We start from the raw sequence: 13,242 nt of genomic DNA on the forward strand, positions 1-13,242 counted from the left end.
CCCGCCCGGGCGCCCAGGAGGTTCTGCCGATGATCGGCCGCCGCACCCGCACAGCCGGCTCCCTGATCGCCGCCGGGCTGTGGCTCGCCCCCGCCGCCCCGGCGCAGGCACAGGTCGGCGCGTTCATCGACAGCCTGTTCGGCCGCAAGGAGGAGCCCGCACCCGCCCCCGAAGCCGCCCCGGCGGCGCCTGCGCCCGCGCCCCGGAAGCCGGCGGCCAAGCCCGCCAAGGAGTCCGCGGCCAAGGAGGCGCCGAAGGCCGGCAGCCCCAAGGCCGGCACCAAGACGTCCGACAAGGCGGACCACAAGGCCGCCGAGCCCAAGGTCGCCGCGGTGGGCACGCCCACGGCGCTCGCCCCGTCCGAGCCGGCCGACGCCGCGACGGTGCTGGCCCAAGCCAACGCCTACTTCAACGCCATGAACACCCTGACGGGCAGCTTCATGCAGATCGGCGCCGACGGGCGCCGGATCGGCGGCAAGCTGACGCTGGCAAAGCCCGGCCGCCTGCGCTTCGACTACGATCAGCCCTCGCCGCTGGAGGTGGTGGCCGACGGCACCTCCGTGGCGGTGCGCGACCGCAAGCTCGCCACCCAGGACCTCTACTTCATCGCCCAGACGCCCCTGAAATTCCTGCTGCGCGAGAAGATCGACCTCGCCCGCGACCTCTCGGTCACCGACGTCGCCAACGATCCGGGCGGCGTGCGCATCAGCATGGAGGACCGGGCGACCTTGGGTGGCACCTCGAAGATCCAGCTGTTCTTCGATGCCGAGATGAAGACCCTGTCGCAATGGCGGATCACCGACCCGCAGGGCTACATCACCACGGTGCAGCTCTCGAACCTGCAGCGGCCCAAGAGTGTCGATGCGAGCCTGTTCTTCATCAATTACGGGCGCGCCGAGGACAAGGCGATGCAGCAGCAGATCCAGCAATCGCAGCCCAACTGATCGAACACGTAACCCGAGACCTCGCCCGTGCGCCTGTCCGTCACCACCTGGAACATCAACTCGGTGCGGCTGCGCATCGACCTGGTCCTGCGCTTCCTGTCCGAGCACAAGCCGGACGTGCTCTGCCTCCAGGAGACCAAGTGCCCGGACGACGCGTTTCCGCTCAAGGCCCTGCGCGGCTCAGGGTACGAGCACGTGATGTTCGCCGGCCAGAAGGGCTATAACGGCGTCGCGATCCTGTCGCGCTTCCCCCTGCACACCCGCGGCGTGATGGGCTTCTGCGAGAAGCCGGATGCCCGGCACATCTCGGCGGTGCTCGGGCCGGAGGCGGGGGCCGCCGCCGGCATCGTGCTGCACGATTTCTACGTCCCGGCCGGCGGCGACGTGCCCGACCGCGCGCTGAATCCGAAGTTCGCCCACAAGCTCGATTTCCTGGGTGAGCTGCGTGCCTGGGGCGGCAAGCGCGTCTCCGGCCCGGCGATCCTGGTCGGCGACCTCAATGTGGCGCCGCTGGAGCACGATGTCTGGTCGCACAAGCAACTCCTCGACGTGGTGAGCCATACCCCCGTGGAGACCGAGGCGCTGGAACTGCTGCGCGGCGAGGCCGGCTGGATCGATGCGGCGCGGCATCTCACCCCCGAGCCGGAGAAGATCTACACCTGGTGGAGCTACCGCTCCCCGGACTGGTCGGGGGCCAACAAGGGCCGGCGCCTCGACCATGCCTGGGTCTCGCCGGAGCTGGCCGGCACGGTCCGCTCGGTGGAGGTCCTGCGCGACGCCCGCGGCTGGGAGCGGCCCTCCGACCACGCCCCGGTGACCCTGACCCTGGAGCTGTGACGGCGCGTCACGGAACTGCGGTGACCACGGCGCATTGGCGGATCACGAACCTGCGATGCGAGCCCGCCCGATGCGCAAGATCCTGATCGCCCTTCTGCTTCCCAAGGTCGTCTCCTTCCTGCGCCGCCGCTACGGCGGCCCGCACACCGCCCGCGACCGGGCGTTCTGACGTCCCGCACGACCATCCTTCGAATCCACGCGCACCGACCTCTCCCCTCATCCGGCTCGGATCAGGGCGAGGGGCGGTTGTTCTGCGTGCGCTCGCGACGGCGCTGCGCAGCCCGCCCGGCGGCCATGGCCGAGCGGAGCGCGCATGAGATCCCCCGCCCTTCAGGATTCCGCGCCCGATGACCGACGATCCCCGCGAGGCAGGTCCCCGGCCGCCCTTTCCCGGCAACCAGCAACAGGAGCGGCCCGGCCTCACCTCGAAGATGACGCCGCGCCCCGACCATGGCGAGGAGAGCTACGTCGGCAAGGGCCTGCTCACCGGGCAGGCGGCGCTGATCACCGGCGGCGATTCCGGCATCGGCCGGGCCGTGGCGATCGCGTATGCCCGTGAGGGCGCCGACGTGGCGATCTCCTACCTGGAGGTCGAGCAGTCGGACGCGGAGGACACCAAGGCCTGGGTCGAGAAGGCCGGCCGCCGCTGCCTGCTCCTGCCGGGCGACATCCGCGACGAGGCCCAGTGCCGGGCGCTGGTGGACCGGACGATGGCGGCGTTCGGGCGGCTCGACATCCTGGTCAACAACGCCGCCGCCCAGGTGGTGAACGCGGGGCTCGACGACCTCAAGGCCGCCGACATCGAGGGCTCGTTCCGGGCCAACGTGTTCGCGATGTACTACCTCGCCCAGGCCGCGGTGCCGCACATGAAGCCGGGCGGCGCAATCGTGAACAGCACCAGCGTCCAGGCCAAGGTCGCGGGCGCGAACATGCTGATCTACGCCGCCACCAAGGGGGCCATCGCCAGCCTGACCATCGGCCTGTCGAACCTGCTCGCGCCCCAGGGCATCCGGGTGAATTGCGTGGCGCCCGGCCCGGTCTGGACCCCGATTCAGCCGATCGTGAAGAGCCCCGAGGAGCTGGAAGAGCTCGGCACCCAGACCCCGCTGGGCCGCGCCGGCCAGCCCGCGGAACTCGCCGGCGCCTACGTCCTGCTCGCCTCGCGCGAGGGCAGCTTCATGTCGGGCGCCCTCGTGCCGGTGACCGGCGGCATCCCGATGCTGTGAGGGCGGGGCCTCACTCGACGTAGACGCCCGCGCCCACCAGCGCCGGGACGTCCTCGACCGTCGTGGCGCAGACGTAGCTCCACTTCACCTCGGGCGTGCTGCGCCGGGGCCGCGGGAACATGTAGTCGACCCAGCCGGACCCGGACTCCCGCACGATCCCGATGAAGTCCTTGTGGAACTGCTTGCCGGCCGCGTCGTGCTCCTGGAGCAGGTCGCGGCCCTCGCGGTTCGGATGGGCGGCGTTGAACAGCACGGTCCCGTGCATGTCGACGACGAACAGGTAGACGTCGCCGTAGCGCCACGGGCTGTTCTTGCGCCGGAACGCCGTGAAGGCGGTGCGGCCCTCGCCCTCGATCAGGTCGGCCGCTTTGTTGACGAGGGCCTCGATCTCCGCCGCCTGGTGGACCGGGCCGCGCTGATCCCGCCCGGCCACCCGCCGCAGCGGCAGGACCACGAACAGGACCAGGATCGGCAGGCTGACGATCAGCGCTCGCTTGGGCATGGTCGCCCCCCTGACGGTCCCCCTTCGGTTCGGTGATCGCGGTCCCGGTCGGGGGCGTCGATCACCGGAGCATCAGCCGGCGCGGCGCCGGAAGAAACCGGTCTCGATCGCCATCCGCGGCACCGGCCACCAGCGCGGCCGCTTCGGCCCGGCCAGGATGGCGGCCGGAAGCGGGGCATCGTCCGCCGCCTCCGCGGGATGGTGGGTTTCGATCATGCGCTTCAGCCGCTGCAGCGCGGTGAGATACATGCAAGCCCGCAGGCGCCGGCCCTCGCTCGACCGCATCGCTTCGAGGTCAGCCAGCAGTGCTTCCGCATGTCGGATGTGGTGTTCGGCCTCGGTGATGAAATCTTCGATCGCACAGAGATCTGACATCTTCCGGCTCCCGGATACGATGGAGATATCGACGCTGGCAGGCTTAGACATCGGGCATCGACGGGTCTCCCCGCGCGGTTCTTTTTGCGTCGCAGGTACCTCTCCGAGAGCGAGGACCTGTCCGGACCCAGGTTTAATCCCGGTGTCGTCGATTTTGCAATCGATAGGCCGGATAATATTCAATATTCATGCGAAAAAAATAGCGCGAACGCCGCCGAACGTCGCTGAGTGGACGGATATACCATGTAGCCGACAGTAGATCCATGTCGCATGCCGCGGTCGATGGAATTCGTCGCGCTGCCAAGCGCGCGCCGCCCGGGCGGGCCTTCCGGCAGGGGCTGGCCTGGCTGGAGGATGGGGGCGACCCCGATGCCGGCCCGCGCCCGGTCGTCCTGACGGTCGGCGGGACCGGCGGCGTGTCGCTGCGGCGGAAGCTCCCGGGAGGGCAGGGGCCGCGGCGCCGGTCACAGGCGGCGCGCCGATACGGGGAGCGGCGTAGATCGCCATCAGTCGGCCGCTCACCCGACATTGCGAGCACAGCGAAGCGACCCAAGGCGGCGTGCGATCTCGGGACGAGGCGTTTCCCTGGTTGGCTTCGATTGGATGGGTCGGGGGCGTGTGGAGAACCTGATGCAATCCAGAGCAAGCAACCGTGCGTCGGTTTGCAAACTACACAATCACGCAGAAAAAACCCGCCGCGGTGAGCGGCGGGTCTAAGAAATCCCGAAAACCCTAGAACGGGATATCGTCGTCCAGGTCGTACCCGCCGCGGGCGCCACCGCCGCCGCCACCGCTGCCGGATGAAGCCGGGGCCGGACGTCCGCCGCCGCCGCCCTGGGCGCGGCCGCCGCCGAAATCACCGCCGCGGTCGCCACCCCGGCCGCCGCCGGACTCGCCGCCGCGGCTGATCTGGCCGCCGCCCTCGTCCTCGCCCGCGAAGTCGCCGCCGCCGCCGCCGCTGCGGCCGTCGAGGATCGTCATCTCGCCGCGGAAGCGCTGGAGCACCACCTCGGTGGTGTACTTCTCGACGCCGGAATTGTCGGTCCACTTCCGGGTCTGGAGCTGGCCCTCGATGTAGACCTTCGAGCCCTTGCGCAGGTACTGCTCGGCCACCCGGGCGAGGTTGTCGTTGTAGATCACGACCGAGTGCCACTCGGTCTTCTCCTTGCGCTCGCCGGAGGCCTTGTCTTTCCACGACTCGGACGTCGCCAGCCGCAGGTTGCAGACCGGGTCGCCCGAGCCCAGGCGGCGCATCTCCGGGTCGCGCCCGAGGTTGCCCACCAGAATCACCTTGTTGACGCTGCCCGCCATCGCTCTCTCCTTACCGTACGGATCTCACTGGGCTCATCACCCGGCGGCCGGGGACTCATGCGCCCGGGCCGTCGAGGCGGCAACCTGCGGTGCGGGCTTGTGCCCGCTATCCGCATGCTGTCGAACCTCAATGTTCTATCTCTGTTCCAATCCGGCGGCAAGCCGCGCTCACGGGATATGCACGACCAGCTTGCCGAAATTCCGACCTTTCAGCAGGCCGATGAACGCGTCGGGTGCGTTCTCGAGGCCCTCGACCACGTCCTCCCGGTAGCGGACCTTGCCCTCCCGGATCCATGCCCCGACCTCGGTCCGGAAGGTCTCGGCCTGGTCGGCGAAATCCCAGACGATGAAGCCCTGGATGTGCAGGCGGTTGGTGAGCACCGAGCGCATCAGGCCGGGCAGCCGGTCCGGCCCGGCGGGCGCCTCGGTGGCGTTGTAGGCGGAGACCAGGCCGCAGACCGGGATCCGGGCAAACGGGTTGAGCAGCGGCATCACGGCCGAAAAAACCGCGCCGCCGACATTCTCGAAGTACACGTCGATGCCCTTGGGGCAGGCCTCGGCCAGCGCCCCCGGCAGGTCGGCCCCGCGATGGTCCACCGCCGCGTCGAAGCCGAGCTCCTCGGTGAGGTAGCGGCACTTGTCCGGCCCGCCCGCGATCCCGACAGCGCGGGCCCCCTTCAGCCTGGCGATCTGCCCGACCAGCGAGCCCACCGGCCCGGCGGCGGCGGCCACCACCACGGTCTCGCCGGGCTTGGGCCGGCCGATGTTGAGCAGGCCGGTATAGGCGGTCATGCCGGGCATCCCGAGGACGCCGACCGCCGTCGAGGGCGGGGCGGCGTCGGGATCGACCCGGCGGGTGCCCTTGCCGTCGCTGGCGAAGTATTCCTGCCAGCCCGCGAAGGCCGTTCGCAGCTCCCCGACCGGGATGTCCGGATGCTTCGACGCGACGACCTCGCCGACCACCTCGGCGGTGATCGGCTCGCCGATCTGCACTGGGGTCGCGTAGGATTTCGCGTCGCTCATCCGGCCGCGCATGTACGGGTCGAGCGACAGCCAGCGCGTGCGCAGCAGGATCTGGCCCGGCCCGATCTCCGGCACCGGCCCCTCCTCCAGGCGGAAGTTTTCGGGTTTCGGCTCCCCGTGCGGGCGCGACGCCAGGACGATGCGGCGGTTCACGGCGTTCATGAAAGGCTCCCGGGTGTTCTGCCTGCGACCCCCGATCTGGGGCGCGAGGCGGCGGCGGCCAATGGGGCGCCCCGCGCGTTGACCGGGATCGGCGGGCAAGGAGGCTCGATGCGCGCGACCCTGATCGGCTTAGGCTTGGCCGCCCTGACGGCGGGCGCCGCGACGGCCGGACCGCTCGACGCCTATCGCTGGCGCTCCCGGGTGCTGGTGCTGTCGGCCCCCGATCCGGACGACGCGGCCCTGCGGGCGCAACGGGCGGCGCTCGGCCCGATGCGGGGCGGGGCGGCCGAGCGCGACCTCGTGGTGCTGGAGGCGGTCGGGGACGGCGCCGCGGCCCGGGCCTTGCGCGCGCACCTGTCCCTGCCGGCGGGCGAATTCCGGGCGGTCCTGGTCGGCAAGGACGGCGGCGCCAAGCTTACGGAGGCGGCGCCGATCCCGCCCCAAAAACTGTTCGCCACGATCGACGCGATGCCGATGCGGCGGGGCGAGATCCGAGGCCGCTGACGGGCTGCGGCGGACCCGGTTTCCGGGGATGGCGGGGCCTCCGGACACCAACGGTTAAGCCTACCGGCCTATCACCGGGCGGTGTCGGCGGCCGTGGTCCGGCCGTCCGTTGTGGCCCGCCAGGACGCGCGAACGAGACCCTCGCATCGATGACCCGAGAACAAGTCGCCACTGCCATCCGCCGCGTCGTCAGCCTCCAGGTCGAGGATATCGAGCGCGCGGTCCGCGACGGTCACAAGACCATCGCGCTGAACGAGCTGGCGGATCTGAACCGCCAGCTCAAGGCCTTCGCGGCCGCCCTCAAGAAGGCCCCGGCCCGGATCTGATCCGGGTCGCCGCCCTACCAGCGGGGCCCGCCCCAGCGGCGGGGCGGAACGTCCTCCGGCGGGGGCGGGGGCGGCCCGCGGTCGAAGGCGGGCTCGTCGCAAACCCGGACCCGGCGCAGCACCGGCGCGCCGTCCGGATCGAACCGGCGCCGGACGAACTCTCGGCACGCCTCGGGCGGCGCCGCCGAGAAGCGGGGCCTGCGGAACTCCGGTTCCGGCGGCGGGGGCGGAGGCGGGGGCCGCCGGTCGCGCTGCTCGTAGCCCTCGGCCGGGCCGCCATAGCCGTGCGGTGGAGGCGGGCCGTCGAAGTCGGCGGCCAGCGCCGGTCCGGCGGCGAACAGCAGGGCGCAGAATCCGGCGCGCCCGATGGTATGACGGAAGGGCACTGGTCGGCCTCGGCAGGAAGCGGCGGCGGGGATCGCAGCCATCGATGCCGGAGACTGCGCCGCGCAGGCTGAACCTCCGCCGCGCCCCCCGTTGGCCGCCGTTCAGCCGGCTCCGTTCCGCAGCGCGCGTCAGTTCTGCATCGCGTTGATCTCGCACTGCGCGTAATCCGCGCTCGCCTTGACGTAGGCGTTGAGCTTCTGCGCGTAGGACTCGGCGATCGGCCGGAACGCCTGCGCCTGCAGATTGTAGGCCTTCACCGCGTCGTTGAAGCTGTAGGCCTCCCAGCCGGGGCAGCCGTCCTTGGCGTCGAGGCAGGCCGGCTTCTCGGGGAGCACGGGCTTGGTCGGGCGCAAAGCCGCCGGCGGCGCCTCCGGGGGCTTGCAGGCGGTGACCGTCGGGCCGGCGGCGGCCGGCGCGGCCTTGTCCGGGGTCGGCTTGGCGGGTGCGGGCTTGGCGGGCGCCGCCAGGGCGACGGCCGGGGCGAGCAGACCCGCGATGAGGAGAAGCGTGCCGCGCATAGCCCAGGTCACTCCGCTGCGGCGAGATCCGCCGGCCGCGGGTTCTGCGGCATCAGGCGGGCGGCGACAAGGGTTGCGCGGCACCCGCACGGGGGCCCGTCCCGCGCGGCGCGGCCACGCGGTCCCGGCCGGCCCCCGGTTTGGCGGCTCTGCCGGCGGTGCGCCCGCCGCGCAGGAGCGCGATCGCAGGCATCAGCAGCCCGGTCGCCACGACCCACCAGGCGGGCCGGATCGGGCCGGAGAAATCCAGGTTGGCCGCCAGCACGAGGTTCGCCGGGACGCCGCTGACCAGTCCGTACCACGCCGCTTCAAGGCCCGCGGTGGCGAGGCCGCCGAGGATCGCCAGCAGCAGCAGCGACCACGGCCGCTCCGGCAGCTTGAACCGCCGCATCGCCCGCCAGCCCATCAGCAGCAGGAACAGCCCGGCCGAGAAGACCGGATCGCTGACGTCGATCTTCGATTGCAGAAAATAGTGGACGAGCGCCAGCACCGCGATCGTGTAGACGAGCCGGTGCAACCGGTGCCAGTTCGGGCCGAGGTTGCGGATCGCCGCGTCCGTGGAGGTCAGCCCCAGGGCGATCAGGCCGATCAGCGCCACGAAGCCGATCGTGAGGTAGAGCCGCAGGGCGATCTCGCTGACGACCTTGGTCAGAATCAGGTTCTGGTCGACCGCGTAGAGGGTGAGGTGCGCCACCGCGTAGGCCATCACGGTGACCCCGAGCATGCGCCGGACCACCAGCACCTTCGCCCAGTCGGCGATCCGGCGCAGCGGCGAGATCGCGAGCGAGAACAGCAGGAAGCGCACCGCCCACTCGCCGGTGGCGTGGATCAGCGCGGTGATCGGCTTGGCGCCCAGCGCGTCGAGCCGGTAGGCGCCCGCCAGGTACAGGGCCGGCGCGATGCAGGCCAGGAACACCGTGAGCTTCAGCCACGAGAGGCGTCCGGCCCGGTCGAGCCAGGGGAGGGGGATACCGAGGGGAACAGCCAGGCGGTCGATCATTCTTTCGGACTCGGCGTTCTGAATATCGGAACCGGCGTGGCCCTCGGGCCAGGGTCTCAGGGTGCGAAACCGGCGCTCGTGGGGATCGCTCCCCGCGCGGGTCGGTTCGTCGCGGATGTCTCCGGTGTTACGCCGGCACGGTTGACCTCGCCGCCCAAGCGCCGAAATTGCGGGCGGACGGACACCGGATGGATCCCATGCAGTACCGCAATCTCGGCCGCTCCGGCCTCAAGGTCTCGCCGATCTGCCTCGGCACGATGATGTTCGGCGGCCCCACCGACGAGGCCACGGCCGGCCGCATCGTCGGCAGCGCCCGGGAGGCGGGCATCAACTTCATCGACACGGCCAACGTCTATACCGACGGCCGCTCGGAGGAGATCACCGGGCGGGCGATCAAGGGCGAGCGCGACGCCTGGATCCTGGCCACCAAGGTCGCCAACCCGACCGGCCCCGGCGTCAACGACCGCGGCCTGTCGCGGGTCCACGTGATGAAGGCCGCCGAGGACAGCCTGCGCCGGCTCGGGACGCCGTTCATCGACATCTACTACCTGCACAAGGAGGACCACGACACGCCGCTCGCGGAGACCGTGCGGGCGATGGCCGACCTGGTGCGGGCGGGCAAGATTCGCCATTTCGGCGTCTCGAACCATCGCTCCTGGCGGGTCGCCGAGATCTGCCGGCTCTGCGACGAGGCCGGCATCGACCGGCCGGTGGTGAGCCAGCCCTATTACAACGCCTTCAACCGGATGCCCGAGACCGAGCACCTGCCGGCCTGCGCCCATTACGGGCTCGGCGTCGTCCCGTATTCGCCGCTCGCCCGCGGCGTGCTGACCGGCAAGTACGACCCGGACGCCCCGCCGCCGGCCGAATCCCGCGCCGGCCGCCAGGACACCCGGATGATGCAGACCGAGTGGCGCCCGGAATCCCTGCGCATCGCCCGCACCTTGAGGGAGCATGCCGAGGCCCGCGGCATCACGGCCGGGCAATTCGCCACCGCCTGGGTTCTGAACAACCGCCTGATCACCGGCGTCATCGCCGGGCCGCGCACCGAGGCGCAGTGGCAGGAATATCTCGGCGCCCTCGACTACGCCTTCACCCCGGAGGACGAGGCGCTGGTGGACGGCTTCGTGGCGGCCGGGCATCCGACCACCCCGGGCTACAACGACCCGGCCTATCCGCTGGAGGGACGGGTGCCGCGCGGCCGTTGATTCCCGACTGGGGCTGAGGCTTCCACCCCGTCATCCCGGGCCCACCTGCGGCGCCCCGGAATGACGGGATGGGCGGAAGGACTTCAATCTGGATCCGTGGTCGTGCTGCCACGCCCACGACGAACGGGCCCACCTCGGAGGCCGGCGTCCCGTAACAGATGTGCCGACACGACAAGCCCCGATCCACCTTGCGCTCACGACCGACCGCGGCTATCTATCCAACCAACAGTTCTGATGGCAGTCGCAAGGCTGCGGTTCGGGAGTGGGCCCCACCGGGTCCGCTCTTTTTTTTCGCCGCATCGGGTTCGATGCGCGAGGCCGCAGGCCGGGACGTGCCACCCGGGACGCCGCGAAGGTATTACGCCCCCATCCATGTCGTCCGAGATCGAAGCGGATCTGTCCGAGAAGCGCCTGGTCCGAGAGACCGGGGTCGCCGCGCGCGTGGTGCAGGTGATCGAGGGGCCGGTCCAGGGCCTCGGGTTCCGGCTGGTCCGGGTCAAGGTCACCAACACCAACGGCTGCACCGTCCAGATCATGGCGGAGCGGCCCGACGGCACCTTCTCGATCGACGATTGCGAGGCGGTCAGCCGCGCGATCTCGCCGGTCCTCGACGTCGATGATCCGGTCGGCACCGCCTACAACCTGGAGATCTCCTCCCCGGGGATCGACCGGCCGCTGGTGCGGGTCTCGGATTTCGCCCGCTGGATCGGCTACGAGGTCAAGGTCGAACTGAGCCCGCCGCTCGATGGCCGCAAGCGGTTTCGCGGGATCCTCGGCGCTCCGGACCCGGAGGCGCTGACCGTCCCGATCGATCTGCCCGACGTGAAGGAAGGCCTGCCGAGCCGGGTCGACCTGCCGCTGCGGGATCTGGCCGAGGCGCATCTCGTCCTCACCGACGAGCTGATTCGCGAATCCCTCCGCCGCGGCGGCCCGCCCGCCGACGACGCGGAGGCCCTGGATGAGGACGACGCGGCTGAGGACGAGGACGAGGACGAGGACGCGGACGACGCGCCGGCGGTCCCGGCCCGGCCGGCGCCCCGGCCGCAGGGTCCGAAGGCCAAGGCCGTCAAGGCCGCCAAGGTCGGCGGCAAGCCGGCCCCGAAGGCCGCGAAAGACAAGAAACCGCCGCGCACCGGTCCCAAGAAGCCGGTCGTGTCCAAGGCGTCCCGGCTCAAGAGCCGCGACGACCTGCATTGACGTGAATTGAGGTTTGGGCCGGCCGCCTCCGGGCGCCCGGCACCAGGACTTGACGGAAGAGAAGGACCGACACCGATGGCCGTCGTCAGCGCCAACAGGCTCGAACTCCTCCAGATCGCCGACGCGGTCGCCCGCGAGAAGGTGATCGATCGCTCCATCGTGATCGACGCGATGGAGGAGGCGATCGCCAAGGCGGCCCGCTCCCGCTACGGCGCGGAGACGGACGTGCACGCCGAGATCGACAACAAGACCGGGGCGCTGCGCCTGTCGCGGCACCTCCTGGTGGTCGATCAGGTCGAGAACGATGCCCGCGAGATCACCCTGGACCAGGCCCGCCGCTACAATCCCGGCGCGCTCGTGGGCGACGTGATCTCCGACACCCTGCCGCCGTTCGATTTCGGTCGCGTCGCCGCCCAGTCGGCCAAGCAGGTCATCGTCCAGAAGGTGCGCGACGCCGAGCGCGCCCGGCAGTTCGACGAGTACAAGGACCGCATCGGCGAGATCCTCAACGGCATCGTCAAGCGGGTCGAGTACGGCAACGTCATCGTCGATCTGGGCCGGGGCGAGGGCATCGTGCGCCGGGACGAGATGATCCCGCGCGAGACCTTCCGGCCGGGCGACCGGATCCGCTCCTACCTGTTCGACGTGCGCTCGGAAGTGCGCGGGCCGCAGATCTTCCTGTCGCGCTCGCACCCGCAATTCATGGCCAAGCTGTTCGGCCAGGAAGTCCCCGAGATCTATGACGGCATCGTCGAGGTGAAGGCCGTGGCCCGCGATCCGGGCTCGCGCGCCAAGATCGCCGTGATCTCCCGCGACGGCAGCATCGACCCGGTCGGCGCCTGCGTCGGCATGCGCGGCTCGCGCGTCCAGGCGGTGGTCGGCGAGCTCCAGGGCGAGAAGATCGACATCATCCCGTGGTCCGAGGACGAGGCGACGTTCATCGTCAACGCGCTCCAGCCGGCCGAGGTCGTGAAGGTCGTGCTCGACGAGGAGGCCGACCGCATCGAGGTGGTGGTGCCCGACGACCAGCTGTCGCTGGCCATCGGCCGCCGCGGCCAGAACGTGCGGCTCGCCTCGCAGCTCACCGGCTGGGACATCGACATCCTGACCGAGGCCGAGGAATCCGAGCGGCGCCAGAAGGAGTTCGCCGAGCGGACCCAGGTGTTCATGGAAGCCCTCGACGTCGACGAGACCGTCGGACAGCTGCTGGCGGCCGAAGGCTTCCGCAACGTCGAGGAGATCGCCTACGTCGACATCCAGGAGCTGTCCGGCATCCAGGGGCTCGACGACGAGACCGGCGCCGAGATCCAGGCCCGCGCCCAGGATCACCTCGCCCGGATCGAGCAGGAGCACGACACCCGCCGCACCGAACTCGGCGTCGCCGACGAGCTGCGCGAGATCGAGGGCATCACCACGCCCATGATGGTCGCGCTCGGCGAGAACGACGTGAAAACCGTCGAGGACCTGGCCGGCTGCGCCACCGACGATCTGGTCGGCTACACCGAGGGCCGCGGCCCCGACGCCGTGCGCCACGCAGGCTATCTCGACGGCTTCGAGCTGTCCCGCACCGAGGCCGAGGGCCTGATCATGGCCGCCCGCCTGAAGGCCGGCTGGATCGAGGCGCTGCCCGAGCCGGAGGCCGAGGAGGGTGCAGAGGCCGCCGAGGGCGACGAGGCGCCCGAGCCGGCCGCCGCCACCCCGGCCGAGGCCTGAGCGGAGGCC

15 protein-coding genes are annotated in these 13,242 nt (G+C 70.8%); 8 read left to right on the plus strand and 7 right to left on the minus strand.

Annotation, left to right across the window (positions count from 1 at the left end; translation table 11 throughout):
* Window positions 1-29 precede the first annotated feature (29 nt).
* From ACYQPG_RS07310 to ACYQPG_RS07320, 3 genes are all read left to right on the plus strand, one after another.
* Window positions 30-944, plus strand: a complete 915-nt coding sequence (locus tag ACYQPG_RS07310; RefSeq protein ID WP_419829065.1) for a LolA family protein — start codon at window positions 30-32, stop codon at window positions 942-944.
* A gap of 27 nt (window positions 945-971) precedes the next feature.
* A complete protein-coding gene (gene xth, locus ACYQPG_RS07315; protein WP_419829066.1) occupies window positions 972-1,781 on the plus strand; it encodes an exodeoxyribonuclease III in 810 nt (269 codons plus the stop codon).
* Between the two features lie 347 nt (window positions 1,782-2,128).
* Entirely contained in the window at window positions 2,129-3,007 is an 879-nt protein-coding gene (locus ACYQPG_RS07320) for an SDR family oxidoreductase (RefSeq protein ID WP_419829067.1), read from the plus strand.
* Between the two features lie 10 nt (window positions 3,008-3,017).
* On the opposite strand, the gene ACYQPG_RS07325 is transcribed toward ACYQPG_RS07320, so the two are convergent.
* From ACYQPG_RS07325 to ACYQPG_RS07340, 4 genes are all read right to left on the minus strand, one after another.
* Entirely contained in the window at window positions 3,018-3,509 is a 492-nt protein-coding gene (locus ACYQPG_RS07325; RefSeq protein ID WP_419829068.1) for a cache domain-containing protein, read from the minus strand.
* A 72-nt stretch (window positions 3,510-3,581) separates the two neighbouring features.
* The gene (locus tag ACYQPG_RS07330; protein ID WP_147941294.1) at window positions 3,582-3,884 is read right to left on the minus strand and encodes a hypothetical protein; all 303 of its coding nucleotides are present in this window, start codon (window positions 3,882-3,884) and stop codon (window positions 3,582-3,584) included.
* A 732-nt stretch (window positions 3,885-4,616) separates the two neighbouring features.
* Entirely contained in the window at window positions 4,617-5,195 is a 579-nt protein-coding gene (gene ssb, locus ACYQPG_RS07335) for a single-stranded DNA-binding protein (RefSeq protein WP_147910717.1), read from the minus strand.
* Window positions 5,196-5,363: 168 nt separating this feature from the next.
* A complete protein-coding gene (locus tag ACYQPG_RS07340) occupies window positions 5,364-6,380 on the minus strand; it encodes an NADP-dependent oxidoreductase (RefSeq protein ID WP_461230635.1) in 1,017 nt (338 codons plus the stop codon).
* Window positions 6,381-6,488: 108 nt separating this feature from the next.
* Here ACYQPG_RS07340 and ACYQPG_RS07345 point away from each other — a divergent pair, with 108 nt between their 5' ends.
* A complete protein-coding gene (locus ACYQPG_RS07345) occupies window positions 6,489-6,884 on the plus strand; it encodes a DUF4174 domain-containing protein (RefSeq protein ID WP_461230636.1) in 396 nt (131 codons plus the stop codon).
* Window positions 6,885-7,033: 149 nt separating this feature from the next.
* A complete protein-coding gene (locus ACYQPG_RS07350) occupies window positions 7,034-7,210 on the plus strand; it encodes a hypothetical protein (protein WP_007569379.1) in 177 nt (58 codons plus the stop codon).
* 14 nt (window positions 7,211-7,224) lie between these two features.
* Here ACYQPG_RS07350 and ACYQPG_RS07355 read toward each other — a convergent pair whose 3' ends face one another.
* The 3 genes from ACYQPG_RS07355 to ACYQPG_RS07365 all read right to left on the minus strand — a co-directional run bounded on the left by ACYQPG_RS07355 (window position 7,225) and on the right by ACYQPG_RS07365 (window position 9,115).
* Complete coding sequence (locus tag ACYQPG_RS07355; RefSeq protein ID WP_461230637.1) at window positions 7,225-7,596, minus strand: hypothetical protein; 372 nt, start codon at window positions 7,594-7,596, stop codon at window positions 7,225-7,227.
* Window positions 7,597-7,725: 129 nt separating this feature from the next.
* Window positions 7,726-8,115 (minus strand): hypothetical protein, encoded by a 390-nt coding sequence (locus ACYQPG_RS07360; protein WP_461230638.1) that lies wholly within the window; start codon window positions 8,113-8,115, stop codon window positions 7,726-7,728.
* Between the two features lie 52 nt (window positions 8,116-8,167).
* On the minus strand, window positions 8,168-9,115 hold the full coding sequence (locus ACYQPG_RS07365; protein ID WP_461230639.1) for a protein-methionine-sulfoxide reductase heme-binding subunit MsrQ: 948 nt from the start codon (window positions 9,113-9,115) through the stop codon (window positions 8,168-8,170).
* 197 nt (window positions 9,116-9,312) lie between these two features.
* On the opposite strand from ACYQPG_RS07365, the gene ACYQPG_RS07370 reads away from it, so the two are divergent.
* The 3 genes from ACYQPG_RS07370 to nusA all read left to right on the plus strand — a co-directional run bounded on the left by ACYQPG_RS07370 (window position 9,313) and on the right by nusA (window position 13,233).
* Window positions 9,313-10,323: an aldo/keto reductase gene (locus tag ACYQPG_RS07370; RefSeq protein WP_147910730.1), complete on the plus strand. Its 1,011-nt coding sequence runs from the start codon at window positions 9,313-9,315 to the stop codon at window positions 10,321-10,323.
* A 372-nt stretch (window positions 10,324-10,695) separates the two neighbouring features.
* Window positions 10,696-11,520 carry a ribosome maturation factor RimP gene (gene rimP / locus ACYQPG_RS07375; RefSeq protein ID WP_147941300.1) on the plus strand — a complete coding sequence of 275 codons (825 nt, stop codon included), beginning with the start codon at window positions 10,696-10,698 and terminating at the stop codon, window positions 11,518-11,520.
* Between the two features lie 75 nt (window positions 11,521-11,595).
* Window positions 11,596-13,233, plus strand: a complete 1,638-nt coding sequence (gene nusA / locus ACYQPG_RS07380) for a transcription termination factor NusA (protein WP_461230640.1) — start codon at window positions 11,596-11,598, stop codon at window positions 13,231-13,233.
* Window positions 13,234-13,242 lie beyond the last annotated feature (9 nt).

The sequence above is a fragment of the Methylobacterium sp. CM6246 genome (genome assembly GCF_054818005.1).

Excerpts from the sequence above, each read along its gene's own strand:
- ACYQPG_RS07310 (WP_419829065.1), top strand. The coding sequence starts at position 30 with ATGATCGGCCGCCGCACCCGCACAGCCGGCTCCCTGATCGCCGCCGGG.
- ACYQPG_RS07320 (WP_419829067.1), top strand. The coding sequence starts at position 2,129 with ATGACCGACGATCCCCGCGAGGCAGGTCCCCGGCCGCCCTTTCCCGGC.
- ACYQPG_RS07325 (WP_419829068.1), bottom strand. The coding sequence starts at position 3,509 with ATGCCCAAGCGAGCGCTGATCGTCAGCCTGCCGATCCTGGTCCTGTTC.
- ACYQPG_RS07330 (WP_147941294.1), bottom strand. The coding sequence starts at position 3,884 with ATGTCAGATCTCTGTGCGATCGAAGATTTCATCACCGAGGCCGAACAC.
- ssb (WP_147910717.1), bottom strand. The coding sequence starts at position 5,195 with ATGGCGGGCAGCGTCAACAAGGTGATTCTGGTGGGCAACCTCGGGCGC.
- ACYQPG_RS07340 (WP_461230635.1), bottom strand. The coding sequence starts at position 6,380 with ATGAACGCCGTGAACCGCCGCATCGTCCTGGCGTCGCGCCCGCACGGG.
- ACYQPG_RS07345 (WP_461230636.1), top strand. The coding sequence starts at position 6,489 with ATGCGCGCGACCCTGATCGGCTTAGGCTTGGCCGCCCTGACGGCGGGC.
- ACYQPG_RS07350 (WP_007569379.1), top strand. The coding sequence starts at position 7,034 with ATGACCCGAGAACAAGTCGCCACTGCCATCCGCCGCGTCGTCAGCCTC.
- ACYQPG_RS07360 (WP_461230638.1), bottom strand. The coding sequence starts at position 8,115 with ATGCGCGGCACGCTTCTCCTCATCGCGGGTCTGCTCGCCCCGGCCGTC.
- ACYQPG_RS07365 (WP_461230639.1), bottom strand. The coding sequence starts at position 9,115 with ATGATCGACCGCCTGGCTGTTCCCCTCGGTATCCCCCTCCCCTGGCTC.
- ACYQPG_RS07370 (WP_147910730.1), top strand. The coding sequence starts at position 9,313 with ATGCAGTACCGCAATCTCGGCCGCTCCGGCCTCAAGGTCTCGCCGATC.
- rimP (WP_147941300.1), top strand. The coding sequence starts at position 10,696 with ATGTCGTCCGAGATCGAAGCGGATCTGTCCGAGAAGCGCCTGGTCCGA.
- nusA (WP_461230640.1), top strand. The coding sequence starts at position 11,596 with ATGGCCGTCGTCAGCGCCAACAGGCTCGAACTCCTCCAGATCGCCGAC.